Origin of the sequence: Dermatobacter hominis (assembly GCF_020715685.1) — a bacterium.
Lineage (GTDB): Bacteria > Actinomycetota > Acidimicrobiia > Acidimicrobiales > Microtrichaceae > Dermatobacter > Dermatobacter hominis.
Genome location: NZ_CP085840.1, coordinates 4,631,832 through 4,648,222 on the forward strand (window position 1 = coordinate 4,631,832; position 16,391 = coordinate 4,648,222).

General features: G+C 72.6%; 14 protein-coding genes and 1 other RNA gene. 2 read left to right on the top strand and 13 right to left on the bottom strand.

Features of this window, described 5'->3' with window-relative positions:
• Positions 1–71 precede the first annotated feature (71 nt).
• Positions 72–1,364 (top strand): ABC transporter substrate-binding protein, encoded by a 1,293-nt coding sequence (locus LH044_RS21660; RefSeq protein WP_227757717.1) that lies wholly within the window; start codon positions 72–74, stop codon positions 1,362–1,364.
• A 383-nt stretch (positions 1,365–1,747) separates the two neighbouring features.
• Here LH044_RS21660 and LH044_RS21665 read toward each other — a convergent pair whose 3' ends face one another.
• The 6 genes from LH044_RS21665 to rnpB all read right to left on the bottom strand — a co-directional run bounded on the left by LH044_RS21665 (position 1,748) and on the right by rnpB (position 7,417).
• Complete coding sequence (locus LH044_RS21665; protein WP_227757718.1) at positions 1,748–2,485, bottom strand: ABC transporter ATP-binding protein; 738 nt, start codon at positions 2,483–2,485, stop codon at positions 1,748–1,750.
• Entirely contained in the window at positions 2,482–3,456 is a 975-nt protein-coding gene (locus LH044_RS21670) for an ABC transporter ATP-binding protein (protein WP_227757719.1), read from the bottom strand. The genes LH044_RS21665 and LH044_RS21670 overlap by 4 nt, the downstream gene beginning before the upstream one ends.
• Entirely contained in the window at positions 3,449–4,426 is a 978-nt protein-coding gene (locus LH044_RS21675; RefSeq protein WP_374210651.1) for a branched-chain amino acid ABC transporter permease, read from the bottom strand. Before LH044_RS21675 ends, LH044_RS21670 begins: the two co-directional genes overlap by 8 nt.
• A 31-nt stretch (positions 4,427–4,457) precedes the next feature.
• Positions 4,458–5,846 (bottom strand): branched-chain amino acid ABC transporter permease, encoded by a 1,389-nt coding sequence (locus LH044_RS21680; protein ID WP_227757721.1) that lies wholly within the window; start codon positions 5,844–5,846, stop codon positions 4,458–4,460.
• A gap of 118 nt (positions 5,847–5,964) precedes the next feature.
• A complete protein-coding gene (locus LH044_RS21685; protein WP_227757722.1) occupies positions 5,965–6,390 on the bottom strand; it encodes a hypothetical protein in 426 nt (141 codons plus the stop codon).
• 651 nt (positions 6,391–7,041) lie between these two features.
• Positions 7,042–7,417: RNase P RNA component class A (gene rnpB / locus LH044_RS21690), an RNA gene on the bottom strand.
• Positions 7,418–7,525: 108 nt separating this feature from the next.
• On the opposite strand from rnpB, the gene LH044_RS21695 reads away from it, so the two are divergent.
• Positions 7,526–8,062 carry a VOC family protein gene (locus LH044_RS21695; protein ID WP_227757723.1) on the top strand — a complete coding sequence of 179 codons (537 nt, stop codon included), beginning with the start codon at positions 7,526–7,528 and terminating at the stop codon, positions 8,060–8,062.
• Positions 8,063–8,165: 103 nt separating this feature from the next.
• On the opposite strand, the gene LH044_RS21700 is transcribed toward LH044_RS21695, so the two are convergent.
• The 7 genes from LH044_RS21700 to LH044_RS21730 all read right to left on the bottom strand — a co-directional run bounded on the left by LH044_RS21700 (position 8,166) and on the right by LH044_RS21730 (position 16,247).
• Positions 8,166–8,828: a biliverdin-producing heme oxygenase gene (locus LH044_RS21700; RefSeq protein ID WP_227757724.1), complete on the bottom strand. Its 663-nt coding sequence runs from the start codon at positions 8,826–8,828 to the stop codon at positions 8,166–8,168.
• Positions 8,829–9,055: 227 nt separating this feature from the next.
• Positions 9,056–9,940 (bottom strand): hypothetical protein, encoded by an 885-nt coding sequence (locus tag LH044_RS21705; protein WP_227757725.1) that lies wholly within the window; start codon positions 9,938–9,940, stop codon positions 9,056–9,058.
• An 89-nt stretch (positions 9,941–10,029) separates the two neighbouring features.
• Positions 10,030–11,895, bottom strand: coding sequence for a hypothetical protein (locus LH044_RS21710; protein ID WP_227757726.1), 1,866 nt, complete (start codon positions 11,893–11,895; stop codon positions 10,030–10,032).
• Positions 11,896–13,014 carry a hypothetical protein gene (locus tag LH044_RS21715; protein WP_227757727.1) on the bottom strand — a complete coding sequence of 373 codons (1,119 nt, stop codon included), beginning with the start codon at positions 13,012–13,014 and terminating at the stop codon, positions 11,896–11,898.
• Between the two features lie 110 nt (positions 13,015–13,124).
• Positions 13,125–13,952: a heme ABC transporter ATP-binding protein gene (locus LH044_RS21720; RefSeq protein WP_374210652.1), complete on the bottom strand. Its 828-nt coding sequence runs from the start codon at positions 13,950–13,952 to the stop codon at positions 13,125–13,127.
• A gap of 46 nt (positions 13,953–13,998) precedes the next feature.
• Positions 13,999–15,087 (bottom strand): FecCD family ABC transporter permease, encoded by a 1,089-nt coding sequence (locus LH044_RS21725; protein WP_374210653.1) that lies wholly within the window; start codon positions 15,085–15,087, stop codon positions 13,999–14,001.
• Between the two features lie 59 nt (positions 15,088–15,146).
• Positions 15,147–16,247 carry a heme/hemin ABC transporter substrate-binding protein gene (locus LH044_RS21730; RefSeq protein WP_227757730.1) on the bottom strand — a complete coding sequence of 367 codons (1,101 nt, stop codon included), beginning with the start codon at positions 16,245–16,247 and terminating at the stop codon, positions 15,147–15,149.
• Positions 16,248–16,391: the final 144 nt, after the last annotated feature.

Consider the following 16,391-nt stretch of genomic DNA (forward strand, 5'->3'; position numbering starts at 1 on the left):
CGGTGAACCTAGGGTGAACGGACGCCTGGCACAGCGCCAGGGGCCTTTTGAACCTGAGGAGAGACGGGCCGATGCGCAGAAACGTCACTCGTGTGCTCATCGTCGCCGTCGCCGCACTGGGGCTCATCGCCTCGGCGTGTGGGGACGACGACGAGAAGAGCGACGATGCCACGACGACTTCCGCCGCCTCACAGGGCGGCGACCGGGGGAACAAGGACGGCGAGCTCAAGCTCGGCACCCTCGTGCCCCAGACCGGCGACCTGAGCGCGATCGTGAAATCGCTGCAAACCCCGGTGGACATGGCGGTCGCCTCCATCAACGCCGCCGGCGGCGTCAACGGCAAGCCGGTGGTGGTCGTCCAGGCCGACGACGGCACCAACCCGAACGTCGCGGCCACCAGCTACGCCAAGTTGGTCAACACCGACAAGGTCGACGCCATCATCGGCCCGGCGCCCTCGAACGTGGCCGCCAAGCTGCAGGAGTCGATCGGGACCGACAAGGTGCCCACCTGCTCCGGCTCGACGACGGCCGCCAACCTGAGCGGCGGTGGCGACGGCTACTTCTTCCGCACCGCACCCGGCGACGACCTCCAGGGCCCGGCCCTGGCCACGCTGATCACCGGTGACGGCAAGAACAAGGTGGCGATCCTGGCCCGCAACGACGACTACGGCGAGGGCTTCTCCGAGTCCCTCAAGACCGCCCTCGAGGACGGCGGCGCCGAGGTCACCGAGACGGTGCTCTACAACCCCGAGGCCTCGAACTTCGACGCCGACGTGCAGAAGGCCCTCGACTCGTCGCCCGACGCGGTGGCGGTCATCGGCTTCAACGACGACGGCGCCAAGGTCATCAGCACGATGATCGGCAAGGGCGCCGGCCCGTCGCAGATCCCGATCTACACCGCTGACGGCATGCAGAGCTCCAGCTTCGCCAAGACGGTCGACCCGTCGGACCCGTCGAAGATCGCCGGCATCAAGGGCACCGCTCCGGCGGCCGCCCCGCAGGGCATCGAGAGCCCCTTCACCGCCGAGTTCGCGGCGACGGGCATCGACACGATCTTCTCGTCCTACTACTGGGACTGCACCAACCTGATGGCGCTGGCGGCCGTGAAGGCCAAGAGCGATGACAGCACGGCGATCGCGGAGAACTTCGCCTCGAACCTCGAGGGCGACAACGACTGCAACAACTTCGCCGACTGCAAGAAGCTCCTCGAGGACGGCAAGACCATCCACTACCGGGGTGCGTCGAGCATGTTCGAGAAGTGGAACGAGATGGAGCCCGGCACCGGCGTCTACGACGTCTGGGCCTACGGCACCGACGGCAAGTCGGCCAACGTCGAGGGTGCGGCGCAGATCGCCATCGGCTGAGCCGAGGTGAGCTGAGCGACCCACCCGACGGGTGGACGTGACGGGGCGCCCCTGCGGGGGCGCCCCGCCCGCGTCCGGCCCCGGCTCGCGTCCGGCGCCGATCTACCGCCGAACTTGTACGCCACCGTCCCCATGGGCGACCGCCACGCACAAGTTCGATGGTGCTGCCGTTCCGCCGAACTTGTACGCCGACGTCCTCATGGGTGACCGTCACGTACAAGTTCAGTGGGGCTGCCGTTCCGCCGAACTTGTACGCCACCGTCCCCATGGGCGACCGCCACGTACAAGTTCGATGGTCGCCGTCGGACTTGTACGTCGTCGCCCTCATGGGTGACCGTCGCGTACAAGTTCGGTGGTGGGGGCGGGCGCCGGGGATGGCGCCGTCAGCGGTTGCGGACGAGCGAGCCCAGGTAGAGCTCGATGACCTTCGGGTCGCCGAGCAGCTCGGCGCCGGTGCCCGTGTAGGCGTCGACGCCGTTGTCGAGCACATAGCCCCGGTGGCAGATCCGCAGCGCCTTGTGCGCGTTCTGCTCGACGATGAGCACCGACACGCCGGCGTGGTTGATGGCCGAGATGCGGGCGAACACCTCGTCCTGCATGGCGGGGGAGAGGCCGGCGGACGGCTCGTCGAGGAGGAGCAGGCTCGGCTCCATCATCAGCGCCCGGGCCATGGCGAGCACCTGGCGCTGGCCGCCGGACAGCGAGTCGGCCCGGTCGCCCCGCCGGCTCTGCAGCGCCGGGAACAGGTCGAGCACCTCGTCGCGGCGGGCGTCGAAGCGGTCGGGCCGCAGGAACACGCCCATGCGGAGGTTCTCCTCGACCGTGAGCGTCCCGAACACGTTCTGGACCTGCGGGACGTAGCCCACGCCCCGCGACACCAGGTCGAAGCCCCGCACGCCGACGATGTCCTGGCCGTCCATCGTCATCGTCCCCGAGCGCACCGGCACGAGGCCGAACACGGCCTTGATCAGCGTCGACTTGCCGGCGCCGTTCGGACCGATGATGCCGACGAGCTCCGAGCGGGCGACCTCGACCGACGCGCCCCGGAGGATGTCGACGCCGGGCACGTACCCGGCGACGAGGTCACGGGCGACGAGGAGCGGCTCGCCGGGCGTGCTCACGAGCCCGCCTCGCGGCCGTCCGCCTGATCGTCGTCATCCTGGGGCTGATCGCCGCCATCTCCGGGCTGACCGTCGGCACCGGGCTGGGCGTCGCCGTCGGTGCCGGAGTAGAGCCGCTCGACCGCCGGCATCATCTCGGCCTCCATGTCGCGCAGGTCGCCGCTGGAGCCGCCCAGGTAGGCGTCGATGACCCGCTCGTCGGACGCGACCTGGCCGGCGGTGCCGGTGGCGATGATGCGGCCCTCAGCCATGCACACGACCACGTCGGAGATGGCGGACACCACGTCCATGTCGTGCTCGACGAAGAGCACGGTGATGCCCTCGCCGGGCAGCTCACGGATCTTGTCGAGGAGCAGCTGGCGCAGCGCCGGGTTCACGCCGGCCATCGGCTCGTCGAGCATGAGGAGGCGGGGGGCGGCCATCACGCCCCGGGCCAGCTCGAGCAGCTTGCGCTGGCCGCCCGAGAGCGTGCCGGCCTTGTCGTCGAGCTTCTCTCCGAGGCCGACCCAGCGCCCGAGCTCCGCAGCGCGCTCGCCGAGCTCCTCCTCCTGCTTGCGCCAGACCCAGGGGAGCAGCGCGGCGCGGAGGTGCTCGCCCTTCTGGTCCTTGGCCGCCAGCCGGATGTTGTCGAGCACCGAGAGGCGGGGGAAGACGCGGGCGGTCTGGAAGGTGCGGACCATGCCGCCACGGGCCACGGCGTAGGCCGGCTTGCCGCTCATGTCCTGGCCCTCGAACCGCCACGAGCCGCCGTCGGCCCGCTCGAAGCCGGTGAGGACGTTGAAGAACGTGGTCTTGCCGGCGCCGTTCGGGCCGATCAGGGCCACGACGCTGCCGCGCTCGACCACCATGCGGTCCACGTCGACGGCCCGGACGCCGCCGAAGGACCGGTGGACGTCGTCGGCGACGAGGATCGGACCGGCCGCATCGGGCGCGGGCGCGTCGGGGACCTCGGGCGGCGCGACGTCACTCACCGATGACCGCCTCGGACTTGTCGCCCAGCAGGCCCTGCGGGCGGAAGACGAGCAGGAGCACGATCGCCAGGCCCACGAGCACGTACCGGACCGCGCCGGTGTCGGTGCCGTCGATGAACCACCAGCCGTCGCCGATGGCCTGCGTGAGGATGCTGTTGAGCAACGAGATCACGAACCAGTACACGATCGCGCCGATCGGCGGGCCGAGCACCGTCGCGACGCCGCCGAGGATCACGACGAGGTACCAGTTGAACGTCGTCTGCGACACGAAGAAGTTGGGCTGCACGAACCCGCCGTCGAACATGAAGATGATGCCGGCGAGCCCGCCGATCACGCTGCCCAGCACGAACGCCTGGAGCTTCAGCTTGAAGACGTGCTTGCCGAGCGAGCGGGCGGCCTCCTCGTCCTCCCGGATGGCCTTGAGCAGTCGGCCCCACGGACTGCGCGCCAGGCCCCACACGAGCAGGCAGCAGAGCGCGACGAGGGTCCAGCCCACGCTGATTGTCCACAGCGTGTTCTGGTTGAAGCTGAACGAACCCCAGCCGTAGCGGCCCTCGGGGATGGGGTTGACCGAGAAGAAGTCCTCGGCGATCCCGGTCAGGCCGATCGGGCCGCCGGTGATGTCCTGCATCCGGGCGGAGTTCACGACCACCCGGATGATCTCGGCGGCCGAGATCGTGGCGATGGCGAGGTAGTCGGCCCGGAGCCGCAGGGTGGGCAGGCCGAGCAGGAGGCCGAGGAGCGCAGCGGCGAGGAGGCCGATGATGGCGCCGACCCAGAGGGGGAGCCCGCGGTCGACGCTGATGGCCGCGCCGTAGGCGCCGACGAGCCCGGAGGCGACCGCGCCGAAGTTCAGCAGCCCGGCGTAGCCGAACTGGATGTTCAGCCCGATGGCGCCGAGCGCGTAGACGACGCTCGGCACCGCCACCATGTCACGGAGGCCGTCGACGAGGGCGGCGCCGACGTCGATCGCGAGCACGGGCGCGCTCATGCCGCGCCCGTCATGCCGTCCGGGCCTTCACGCCGAAGATGCCCTGGGGGCGGATGAGCAGGACGACGACCAGGGTGGCGAGCGCCACCACGATCTTGAGGTCGGCGTCGAGCCAGAAGGTCGAGACGTCGGAGACGACGCCCACGACGAGCCCGCCGACCATGGCGCCGAACGTCGTGCCGAGACCGCCGAGCACGACGGCCGCGAAGGTCACCAGCAGCACGCGCTGGCCCATGTTCCACGCGGCGGAGTCGGTGCTGGCCAGCATGATCCCCGACAGGCCGGCCAGGAGGCCGGCGATCACCCAGACCATGAGGATGACCCGCTGGTCGTCGATGCCCGACGCGATCGACAGGTCGCGGTTGTCGGACACGGCCCGGATGGCGGTGCCGAGCCGGGCCCGCTGGAGGAACAGCGCCACGGCGAGCAGGCAGATGAAGGCGACGGCGGTGATCACCAGGTCCTTCGGCCGCAGCGAGATCGGGCCGAGCTCGACGGTGGGGGCCTGGGCCGCGTACTGGGCGTACTGCTGCGGGCCCTGGCCGAAGATGATGCTGAAGAGGTAGCGCAGGGCGAACGCCATGCCGATCGAGACCACCATCTGCGACACCACGGGCATGCCCCGCCGCCGCAGTGGCCGGTAGACGCCGAGCTCGAAGCTGGCGCCGAACACGCCGGTCAGGAGGATGCCGCCGATCGCGGCCAGCAGCAGCGGCAGCCCCAGGCCGCCGTCGGAGACGTTGAGGTACCAGGTGGCGATGGCCCCGAAGGCGATCAGCTCGCCGTGGGCGAAGTTGGTGAGGCCCGTCGTGCCGAAGATCAACGACAGGCCGACGGCGGCGAGCGCGATCACAAGGCCGAAGCGCACGCCGCTCGCCGTCAGGCTGGCGAGGCGCTCGAAGTCGGAGGGCCCGGAGGCGGCCTCCTGGCCCGCCTCGGACAGGCGGAACACGACCGGGCGGGCGCCGGTGGCCTGCACCACCGGGGTCAGCGTGGCCTTGGCGCCCTCGGCCAGCGCGACCCCGTCGGGGAGCGAGTCGACGTCGAGCTCCACCTCGTAGCGGCCGGCGCCCGGGACGGGGATCTGCACCTTGCCCTCGGCGTCGGACGTGGCCCGGCCGACCTCGGTGCCGTCCTGCGACACGGTCACGGTGACGCCCTCGAGCGGCTCCTGCTCGGTGCCGGCGGTCAGCGTCGTCGTGATGCTGGGGCCGGTCCCGGTCGGCGCGCCGGGCTGCCCGGGCGCCGTCGTGGTCGGCGCAGCGGTGGTCGGCGTGGTGCCCGAGGGCTCCTGCGCGCCGGCGCCCGACGCCGTCGCGATCGACAGGACGGCGGACAGCACGAGCAGCCCGCCAAACGCGCAGAGCGCGGCGCGACGGCTCCAGGACGTGCTGCTCACCTGCACCATTGGCGCCGCATCATACGGACCGGGCGGCAGGGCCTGCCCGGATGGTCCCGTCTGCCCGGATGGTCCCGTCGAGCCGGATGGTCCCGTCTGCGGCGCGGTGCGCCCTGGATCAGAGGACGATCGTGTTGGAGCAGGACCAGGCGTCGGCCGGCAGCGCCCACGGCGAGCCGGCGAAGGCGGTCGCCGTGCCCTGGCCGAGGGACGAGCAGATCGTGTCGGCCGCGGCCTGATCGGCGCCGCGGACGATCGTGATCGCACCGACCGGCGTGCCCGAGCACGTGCCGTTGCCCGAGATGGAGAACAGGCTGCCGACGAGGAAGGCGGAGATCGTGGCGTTGCCGGCCTGGTTCGCGGTGCCGCTGTAGTTGAGGTCCGGCGCGGCGTTGCCGTCGGTGCCGGCGCCGTCGATGCAGCCGGCGGCGAGCCAGCCGCCGGGCACCGTGGGCACGGTCGGGGTGGTCGGCGCAGCGCAGGCCGCCGCGCCCAGGACGACGACCGAGGCGACGGCGGCCGCGATCAGTCGGTTGCGAGACACGACGGTGCCCAACTGCATGGATATCCCCCCAAGGTGGCGAGCGTGGCGCTCTTCCTGAACAGCTTTCAGCACTGTAGACCATCGCCGCTCCGGCGCCGAGGCCCGATCGGCCACGGCGCCCCGGACCGCCCGGCGTTCGGCGCCCCGGACCGCCCGCCGTCCGGGCGCCCCGGAACGCGCGGTCGAGGCGGTTCGTCGATGGGCAACATCACCTGTCAACGGAATGGGCCGTTCTGCCGTTGTAAGTGCTGGTGGTGGGGCGACCACCGGTGGGGGTTCCCGGTCTCAGGGCCGGGAACCCCCTCACCGCGTTCGGGCCAGGCGCGTTCCGACGGGGCGCGAACGCCCCTCGGGGCGGCCAGGATCGGGTGTGACGATTTTCACCCGGCCGGGATGTCTGAGCCGTCCGACCCCCGGGTATTGAAAGCGCATCATCACCCCCACGGTTCGCAACGACCGTGGTGACGAGCCCCGGTCCTCCTTCCCTCTCCCGCCTAGGACCGGGGCTCGTCCGCGTCTTGCCCACCGTTCCGGCGGCCCGGCTCGGCTCTGGCGGCCAGGCTCGGCCCCTGCTTCGGCGGCGCCGGCGGTCGGGAGATGACGGAAACCGCCGCCAGAGCGGGAAGCGGACGGGGATCGGGTCGGTGGTTGCTGGTGAGTCGCCCTGTAGGCGGGATTCTGTCCACCGGTCCCTCGCGGGAGCCGGATGGGTGACCATCCATCTCTGCGGCCTACCCGAGGACCGCCCTTGCGGGCCGACGGGCCGTCGACGTCCTCTGCTCGGCCTTGCTCCGGGTGGGGGTTGCCATCCGCCGGGGTCGCCCCCGGCGATGGTGCGCTCTTACCGCACCGTTTCACCCTTGCCTGTGCCGACCGTGCGGCCGGCCATCGGCGGTCTGCTCTCTGTTGCCCGATCCGTCAGATCGCTCCGACCTGGCTCTCGCCAGCACCCTGCCCTGCGGAGTCCCGACCTTCCTCGACGCCGCGATCCCCAGATGCACGACGCCGCGGCCACCCGGACGACTCACCAGCCCGTCCAGTGTGCCAGCGGCCGCGGTGCGGGGCACCTCGGGAACACGCACGGCGGGACCGGCGTTCCCACAGGACGGAGCCACCGACGAGAACGGGCAGGACCATGACCGACACCACGACCTCCGGACCGAGCGCCCCGGCCTCGTCGCCCGATGCCGCGACGGCGCCCGACGCGGCCGAGCAGGCCCACGTGCGCGAGGTCGGCCACCTCGTCCTCTACGTGTCCGACCTCGCCCGCTCGGTCGAGTTCTACGGCGGCGTCCTCGGCTGGCGGCAGATCGTCGGCGAGCCCGGCGTCCCGGTCGCGGCCTTCTCCGGCGGCCGCACCCACCACGAGCTCCTGCTCATCGAGGTCGGCCCCGGCGCCACCCCGATCCCGCCCGGTCGCCGGGTCGGCATGTACCACTTCGGCCTCAAGGTCGGCGACACCGACGACGAGCTGCGCGAGGTCCTGGACCGCCTGCGCAGCCGGCCCGACCTCGTCACGATGGTGGGCGCGTCCGACCACGTCGTGACCCACAGCCTGTACGTGCAGGACCCCGACGGGAACGAGGTCGAGCTCTACGTCGACGTCCCCGGCGTGGACTGGCGCAGCGACCCGTCGCTCATCGCCGCCCCCGTCCGCCCGCTGCGCCTCTGACGCCGGCCCACCGGGCGGCCCCGGCCGCCGCCCCCGGGTTCTGTGATGCTGGATACGCCTGATCAGGCGTATCCAGCATCACAGAATGGGTCGTGTGCGGGCCTCAGCCCTCGGACCAGGCGACGTCGAGCTCGCCGAACACCGAGGAGTTGCTCGTGTAGGCGCGGTTCGTCTCGTCGATGAACGCGTTGCGCTCGGCGTCGGACCACGGCGCCAGGTCGAGGCGCGTCCGGTACGCGTCCTTGTAGGCGTCCATGTCGTCGATGTCGAAGTCGTAGAAGGTGAGCGAGCCCTCGACGCCGTCGCCGTAGTGGCGCTCCAGGGTCCGCCGGATCATCTGGCCGCCGGAGAGGTCGCCCATGATCCGCGTGTAGTGCTGGGCGACGAAGCGCTCCGGGTGGCCGGCCGTCGCGGCGATGTTGCCGGCGTACGCGGCGGTCGCGTGCCGGACCTCGAAGCGGTCGGCCCAGCCGTCGCCGACGAGGCGGCGCAGGTCGGCCTCGATGCGGGGCACCCGGAGGAGCTCCGGGCCGAGGAACGGCCCGACGACCGGGTCGGTCCCCAGCACGTCCCCGGTCCGCTCGAGCGAGCTGTAGATCGCGTGGTGCTGGACCATCAGGTCGGCCACCCCGTCGAGCGGCAGCTGGCCCCGCATCAGGCGGTGCACGTAGCTCGACCGCTCGGCGTCGCGGTGCGCGCTCATGGTCGCCTCGCGGATGCGGGCGGAGAAGGGGGTGTCGACGTCGGTCGTCTCGGTGGTGCTCATCGTGTCCTCGCTCGTGGCGTTCGTGGTGACGGTCCGGATGTCCGGGCAGGTGCAGCCGGCGCCCGTGCAGGCGGTCCGGTGCAGTCGTCGGGGGGTCATGGCCGTGGTCGGGTCATGTCGTCGGGTGCCGCTCCTGCGGGATCGGGACGGGCCGTCCGTGCCGGCCATGGCCTGCCGGCACGGACGACGGCGCCGCGACCGTCGTGCCCCCTCGGGGAAGGAAGGGGTCAGGGGTTCAGGGTGTAGCCCACCGTGACGGGGTCCTGGGGCTTGTTGGCGTCGACGCTGCCGCCGCTCGAGTACCAGTAGGAGCCCGTGCCGGTCGTGCCGTGGAAGTTCACGAACGACTGCGGCCAGGAGCCGCCGTTGGCGCCGCCGACCTGCGGGGCCTGGCCCGCCGGCGGCGTGATGACCGTGCCGAGGTACTTCGTGGCGCTCGTCCAGCCCGTGCTGGCGTTGCCGCCGGCGTACACGTTCGCGAACTCGGCCAGCACGATGTTCGGGGTGTCGGGGACCGTGACCTTGATCGTCGGGTCGTCCATGTCGGACGCGACGCCGCCGACCGTGGCGGTGATGCGGGCGGCGCCGCCCGGGTCGACCGTGAGCTTCGGGTTGATGATCCAGAACGGCGTGTAGATGCCGTAGAAGTTCACGGTGAACGTGCCGGTCCACTGGATCGTCGCCGCGCCGGTGGCGGTGTTCACCGTGCCGGTGCCGTTCGTGTAGCGGATCTTCTGTCCGAGGAAGAACGCGTTGGTGGCCGTCACCGTGTTGCCGGCGCCGTCCTTGTTCTTGTTGGTCCAGTTGACCGCCGTCTCGCTGCCGATCGGCACGTAGCTGCCGGCCGCGTTCTTCTTGAGCACGGTGGCGTTGCCGTTGGTCGCCACGTAGGTGGCCTGGGTGCTGTCGGACTTGCCGGCGGACCAGTAGTTGACCTGGCCCGGCGCGAAGGCGGCGTTGTTCGCCTCCTTCGAGATCGTCCACTCGAACGTGGCGTCGCTCACGGTCTTCGTGGTGCCCGCGGGTGGCGCGGTCGTGGGCGTCGGCGTCGAGGGCTCGGGGGCGCAGGCGGCGACGGCGAAGGCGGCGACGGCCAGCAGGCCGGCTGCCATCGTGCGTCGGGTGACGGTTCCTGGTGCTCTCATCGGTTGGTGGTGCTCCTGTGGTCGGGGTGCCGGCGCGGTGCGGGCACCTGTGGAGTTCAGGCCGCCGTCCGGCGGTGTCGTCGCCAGGCCCAGAGCGCGGCGACCGCGCCGGCGGCGAGCAGCGCGAGCCCGGTGAGCTGCTGCCAGGGCCAGACGGTGGACGACGTGCGGGCGGTGATCGTGGCGGCGGCGAGGTCGAGGTCGGGGTCGGCCGGGACGTAGGGCTCGACCCGCACGACGGTCTCGGTGCCGAACCCGGGCCACACCCCGTCGACCACCTGGGTCAGCGTCCGGGTCCGGCCGGGGGCGAGGGGCGCCATGTCCTCGGCGGCGGCGGCCGGGTCGGGTCCGAACGAGGTCGACACCGCGGCGGTGCGGCGCGCCGCGACCGTGACGTCGCCGGTGTTCTCGACCGTGTAGGTGATGCGCACGCGGCCCGGCGCCGCAGGGTTCCAGCTCGCCTGGTAGGCCGCCGACATCGCCGTGTACCGGAGCGAGGCGTCGACCTGGCGGACCGTGCGCTCCGCCGGCTCCGGCGCCGTGGCGGTCGGCGCCGGCGGGGCCTCGACGGCCGTGCCGTCGACCGCGGCGAGCGCCCCGTTGTCGCCGGTCGCCGGCAGGGCGTCGTAGGACGACGAGGAGGACCTCGAGCTCGATCGGCCCGACGACGGGCGCGTGCTCGACCGGGCGGTGCCCCCGGCGCTGGCGCCGCCGTCGGCGACCGCGGTCCCGGCGACCTGCGAGGGGAGCGGCAGGGGCGTCGCGTCGACGGGCGGCGGCGTGGTCGTGGGCGCGACGGTCGTGCTGGTCGTCGTCGGGGCTGTGGTCGTGGGCGTGATCGTCGTGCTGGTGGTCGCGGGCGCGGTCGTGCTGGTCGTCGTCGGCGCGGTCGTGCTGGTCGTGGTCGGCGCGGTCGTCGTGCTCGTCGCACCCGGGATCGTCGTCGTGGTCGAACCCGGCAGGGTGCTCGTGCTCGGCGCCGTCGTGGTGGTCGGTGCCGTCGTGGTGGTCGGTGCCGTCGTGGTGGTCGGTGCCGTGGTGGTGGTCGTCGTCGACGGGGCCACCAGGGGTCCGAGCGCGACCGTCACCGGGGCCGGCGGCTTGCGGACGTCGGCGCCGCCGCCGGTCGAGTACCAGTAGCCCTGGGTCCCGGTCCGCACCATGGCGTCGACCATCTCGGTCGGCCACGAGCCCCACGCCGCGGTGTTGCGCACCTGCGGTGCCTCGGTCGACTCGTAGGCGACGCCTGCGTAGCGGGGGGTGGCGGTGAAGCCCGACGTGCCGGCGACGGCCAGGCCGGTGAACCGGGCGATGACGACCTCGGCGATCGGCGGGATCTGCTGGCGCACATCGGGATCGTCCAGGCTCGACGCGAAGCCGGCGAGCGTCGCCCTGAGGGTGCCGGTGCCGCCGGCGTCGACGACCAGCCGGGGGTCCGTGAACCACAGCGGGACGAGCTCGTCGTAGAGGTTGGCGCTGAACGAGCCCGTCCACTGGACCGTGGTGGCGCCGGTCGCGGGGTCGTGGGTCCCGTCGCCGCCGGTGAGGCGGATGCGCAGCCCGAGCCGGGCCGTCCCGCCGGGCGTGACCTTGACCCCGCTGGCGTCGCTGCAGCGGCCGGCCCAGTCCGAGATCGTGGCGTAGGTGCCGGCAGCGGTCCGCTTCTGCACGGTGACGTCGCCGTCGACGCCCTTGTACCGGGCCTGCGACCCGTCGGTGGTCCCCGCGCTCAGGTGGTTGCAGGAGCCGTCGAACGCGCCGGTGTTGAGCTCTTCGTTGAACGACCACTCGAGCGTCGCCGCCTGCACGGTCGACGGCTCGGCCGCCCCTGCGCCCAGCGAGAGCACCACGCCCCCGGCGACGAGCAGCGTCGCGACCGACGCCAGCAGCGGCGCGCGCAGTCGCCCCCCGACGCGCAGCACTCAGGGCCCCTCGGGCGCGGCCGCCCGGCGCCGGCGCACGAACCAGCCCGCCACCGTGGCGCCGGCGACGACGAGCACGAGCGCGACGAGCCCGATGGCGAGCCCGCCGGCGCCGCCGCCCCCGCCGTCGAAGTCCTGCACGCCCGCCGCCTCGCCGGCGACGACCTCCCGGTCCTCCGATGCGCTCTCGACGGAGGCCTCGCTGGTTGACGTCTCGGGCGCCGTGGTCTCGGTCGGCGCCACGGTCGTCGTGGTGTCGCCGGTGTCGCCCGCCGGCGCGGTGGTGGCGCTGCCCGACGAGCCGGCCGGGGCCGTGGCGCCGCCGGCCGCCGTGGCCCCTGTCCCACCCGCGGGGGCGCGGCCGCCGCTCGAGCCTGCCGGCGGCGCGGCCGTCACCCCACCCGGCGCGACGGTCGGGGGCGGGCCCTCGTCGCGGAAGGTGATCGGCGTGAACACCTCGTTCGTGCGGCTGGCCTTGCCGTGGGCGCCGATGCTGAAGATGCCGCACTGCACCGCCCGGCAATCGACCGTGTTGGTCGCACCGGTGCTGATGTCTTTCCACGAGTACAGGGCGCCCCGGACGTTGATCGTCGTCGACCAGTTCCCCGCAGCGTCCATGTGGAACGGCGTCTCGGTGCCGGACATGCCGCCGTTCGTGAAGCTCACCAGGCGCACGACGCCCGAGCCGTCGTCCCGGGTGTCGCCACCGCCGCCCTCGCCCGGGTAGGAGTAGGACACGCCGTACTGGCCGGCGGCCGACGTGCTGGAGCGCCAGCTCGGACCCCACTGGCCGCCCGGGGCGACCCACCCGAAGAAGACGTAGATCCCACCGAACACGTTGCTGCCGCACGCGTGCGGGGGCACGAGGTAGTCGGTCGCGGTGACCGTGACGGTCGAGGTGGCCGAGGCGGACAGCGAGCCGGGCGTGACCGTGAGCGTCGGCGTCGCGTCGGTGTTGCCGCACGTGGTCTGTGCCGCGGCGACGGGTGCACCGGCGGCGCCACCGATCGCGAGCGCGCCGAGCAGGAGGGACGCTGCGGCGAGCAGGCCGACGGCGCGCCCGCCGGCCGAGGTCGAGCGACGGGCGGTCGGGGTGGGGGAGGTGGTCCGCGTCGGCATCGGCCGCGAGATTAGGCAACCCTAACCTCATGCGCTAGCTGACCCCGCGATCTATCGATCAGTCAGCATCTCACCGTGGCTTCGGAGGCCCGCACCACGGCGTCAGCCGCTCAGCCCGAGGTGCTGCGGGTCCGGTCGGGGAGCACGAGCAGCTCGCCGGTACGAGGGTGGTGGAGCACCTCGATGGGGTGCTCGTAGACGTCGGTCAGGAGCTCGGCGGTGAGCATGTCGGCCGGGCGGCCGTTCGCCCGCACGGCCCCGTCGGCCAGCACGACGACGCGGTCGGCGTACGCGGCCGCCAGACCGAGGTCGTGCATGACGACCACCACCGTCCCACCGGCCCGGGCCAGGTCGCGGGCGAGGTCGAGCACCTGCTCCTGGTGGCGCACGTCGAGCGCGGCGGTGGGCTCGTCGAGCAGCAGCACTCGCGCGTCCTGTGCGACGACCCGGGCCATGCCGGCCCGTGCCCGCTCGCCACCGGAGAGCGACGGGAAGGTCCGGTCTGCGAGGTGCAGGACGTCGGTCGCCCGCATCGCCTCGGCCACCCGCCGCTCGTCGTCGTCCTCGGCCTCGTGGCCGGCCCACGGGCTGCGACCCATCTCGACCGTCTGGCGGACGGTGAACGGGAACGTCATCGTGAGCTGCTGGAGCAGCACGGCACGGCGCATGGCCAGCTCGACGTGGGTCCACGAGCGGACGTCGGCACCGTCGAGCTCGACGCTCCCGCGGTCGGGACGTGCGTCGCCCGACAGCACCGAGAGCAGCGTCGACTTCCCGGCGCCGTTCGGTCCGACGAGGGCGAGCAGCTCACCGTCGTGGACGTCCACGTCGACGTCGCGCAGGATCGGCGCCCCACCCAGCGCGAGCGACACCCCGCGCACTCGCAGCGACACGCCGTCGGGCGGGGGAGGGCCGGGCAGGCGCACCGCCCGGCGCATGCCGCGCGCCGCCGTGGCCAGGCTCACCGAGCGCTCCCGCCCACCGTCAGCCCCACCCGCCGGACGTGGCCCGCGTGCGGTAGAGCATCCAGAAGAAGAACGGGCCCCCGACCAGTGCGGTCAGCATGCCGATGGGCAGGTCGGCGTAGTCGACCGCCGTCCGGGCGACCAGGTCGGCGACGACCACCACGACGGCGCCGCCGAGCACGCTCGCCGGCAGCAGCGTCCGGTGCGACGGTCCGATGATCATGCGCACCAGGTGCGGGACGATCAGGCCGATGAAGGCGATGATGCCGACGAACGCGACGCCTGCGGCCACGAGCATCGAGACGAGCACGATCGAGATCAGCCGGAGGCGCTCGACGTTGACGCCCACGTGCCGCGCCGAGCGCTCGCCGAGCGCGAGGAGGTCGAGCTTCCGTGCGATCAGCATCACGCCGACGAGCCCGATCAGCACGATCGGGCCGACGATGCGGACGGCCTCCCACCTCGAGCCGTTGAAGCTGCCGAGCTGCCAGAAGACGATCTGCTCCCGTGCCTGCGTGTCGCCGAGGAACACGAGGTAGGCGATGATCGCCGAGGTGACGGCGTTGACCGCGATGCCCATGAGCACCAGCGTCACGACCTCGGTCCTGCCGCCGCTCCGCGCCATGGCGTAGATGAGGAGCGTCGTGAGGAGGCCGGTGGCGAACGCGACGGCGGCGATCGTGTAGCCGCCGAAGAACGACCAGCCGAACACGATGACCGCGCAGGCGCCCACCGCAGCGCCCCCGGAGACGCCGATCACGCTCGGCTCGGCGAGCGGGTTGCCGAACACGGCCTGCAGGACGGCGCCGGCCCCGCCGAGCGCGGCGCCGACGATCGCCGCGAGCACGACGCGCGGGAACCGCACGTTCCAGAGCGCCGAGTCGCCCCGCGGGTGCGATGGCATCGGCCCGATGTCGAGCCCGATCCTGTGGAAGATCGAGCCGAGCACCTCCGAGGGCGCGACCTGCAGCTGGCCGACCCCGGCGGCGACGACGCCCGCCACCACCAGCGCGACCCCCAGCCCGCCGATCAGCAACGTCGCCCGGGACCGACGCACCCTCGGCAGCGCCGCCGCCGGGCCCGACGTGCCGGGCCGGAGGTCGATCACCCCACCGGGGCCGTCGGGCGGGTCCTGCTCCGACGTCGGCGCCGACCCGGTGGTGGCGCTCACGAGGACGGCGCCCCGGCGCCCGACAGCACGCCGTCGTCGCCGTAGATCGCCGCGCCGAGCGCACGCAGCGTGGACGGGAACTGCGGTCCGAAGCTCAGGATCTCGTAGTCGCTCATGTCGACCACGCAGCCGTCGACGCCCGCCCCCGTGTCGGCGACGCCGGGCACCTCGAGCAGCCCGTCGACGCCGCCGACGGACTCGAGGCCGTGGGTCATCATCAGGTAGAGGTCCGGCGACGACTTCACCAGCCCCTCGGCGTTGAGCGGCTTCGAGCCCTCGAGCCCGACCTCCTCCGCGACGTCGACCCCGCCGAGCGCGTCGATCAGGTCGTCGGCGCCGGAGCCCTCGCCGAACCAGTAGTAGACGCCGGCGTTGCCGCGCATGTAGAGGAACACCATCCGCAGGTCGGGCCGGCCCTCGGCTATCGCCGCGACCTCGTCCTCGGCCTTCGCCACGTCCGCAGCCACCGAGGAGGCGAGCTGCTCGCCCTGCTCGGGCACGCCGAGCACCTCGGCCACGCGGCGGATCTGGTCGCCGATGACCGAGCGGTTGCGGGTGCTGTCGAGGATGACGACCGGGATGCCGGCCTCCTCGAGCTGCAGCTGCACCTCGAGCGGCCCGATCGAGTAGTCGGTCAGGATCACCGACGGGTCCAGGTCGAGGATCGCCTCGGCGTTGAGCTCGTGGCCGTTGTGGGTCACGACGGGCAGGTCGGCGAGCTCCGGCACCCCGGTCGACACGTCCCGACCCACGAGACGGTCGCCCAGCCCGAGGGCGTAGACCGTGGTGGCCAGCGTGCCGTACGTGTCGAGGGCGAGGATGCGGGACGCGTCGTCGACCGTGACCTGCTCGCCGGTGAAGTCGGTGACCGTCGTCGGCAGGGACGGCGCCGGATCGTCCGCGATCGGTGCCACCCAGCCCTCGGAGGTGGCGTGTCGTGGACCCGCGCAGGCCACCTCGCCCTGGCCGCCGCCGCTGCCACCCCCGTCGACCGTGCCGCCGCCCCCGGTGCCGCACGCCGCCGCCACCAGCACGAGCGCCGCCGCGACGCCGGCGAGGCGACGGGTGCGACGATGGGGAGACGTCGATGTGATCACCGAGAGATCATCGGATCTTCGGCCACCCTTTGACAAGTCGGAGAGGCCTCCTGTCCCAATGAGCCCACCCCACTTGTGAAGAAATGTTCGGCACACCTAACCTCGCGCCGGTCCGCCTGAGGAACGGCGGGCGACACGCGATGC

What these genes read in the sequence shown, in the direction of transcription:
- LH044_RS21660 (WP_227757717.1), top strand. Translation starts at nt 72, where the DNA reads ATGCGCAGAAACGTCACTCGTGTGCTCATCGTCGCCGTCGCCGCACTG.
- LH044_RS21695 (WP_227757723.1), top strand. Translation starts at nt 7,526, where the DNA reads ATGACCGACACCACGACCTCCGGACCGAGCGCCCCGGCCTCGTCGCCC.
- LH044_RS21700 (WP_227757724.1), bottom strand. Translation starts at nt 8,828, where the DNA reads ATGAGCACCACCGAGACGACCGACGTCGACACCCCCTTCTCCGCCCGC.
- LH044_RS21705 (WP_227757725.1), bottom strand. Translation starts at nt 9,940, where the DNA reads ATGGCAGCCGGCCTGCTGGCCGTCGCCGCCTTCGCCGTCGCCGCCTGC.
- LH044_RS21715 (WP_227757727.1), bottom strand. Translation starts at nt 13,014, where the DNA reads ATGCCGACGCGGACCACCTCCCCCACCCCGACCGCCCGTCGCTCGACC.
- LH044_RS21720 (WP_374210652.1), bottom strand. Translation starts at nt 13,952, where the DNA reads ATGCGCCGGGCGGTGCGCCTGCCCGGCCCTCCCCCGCCCGACGGCGTG.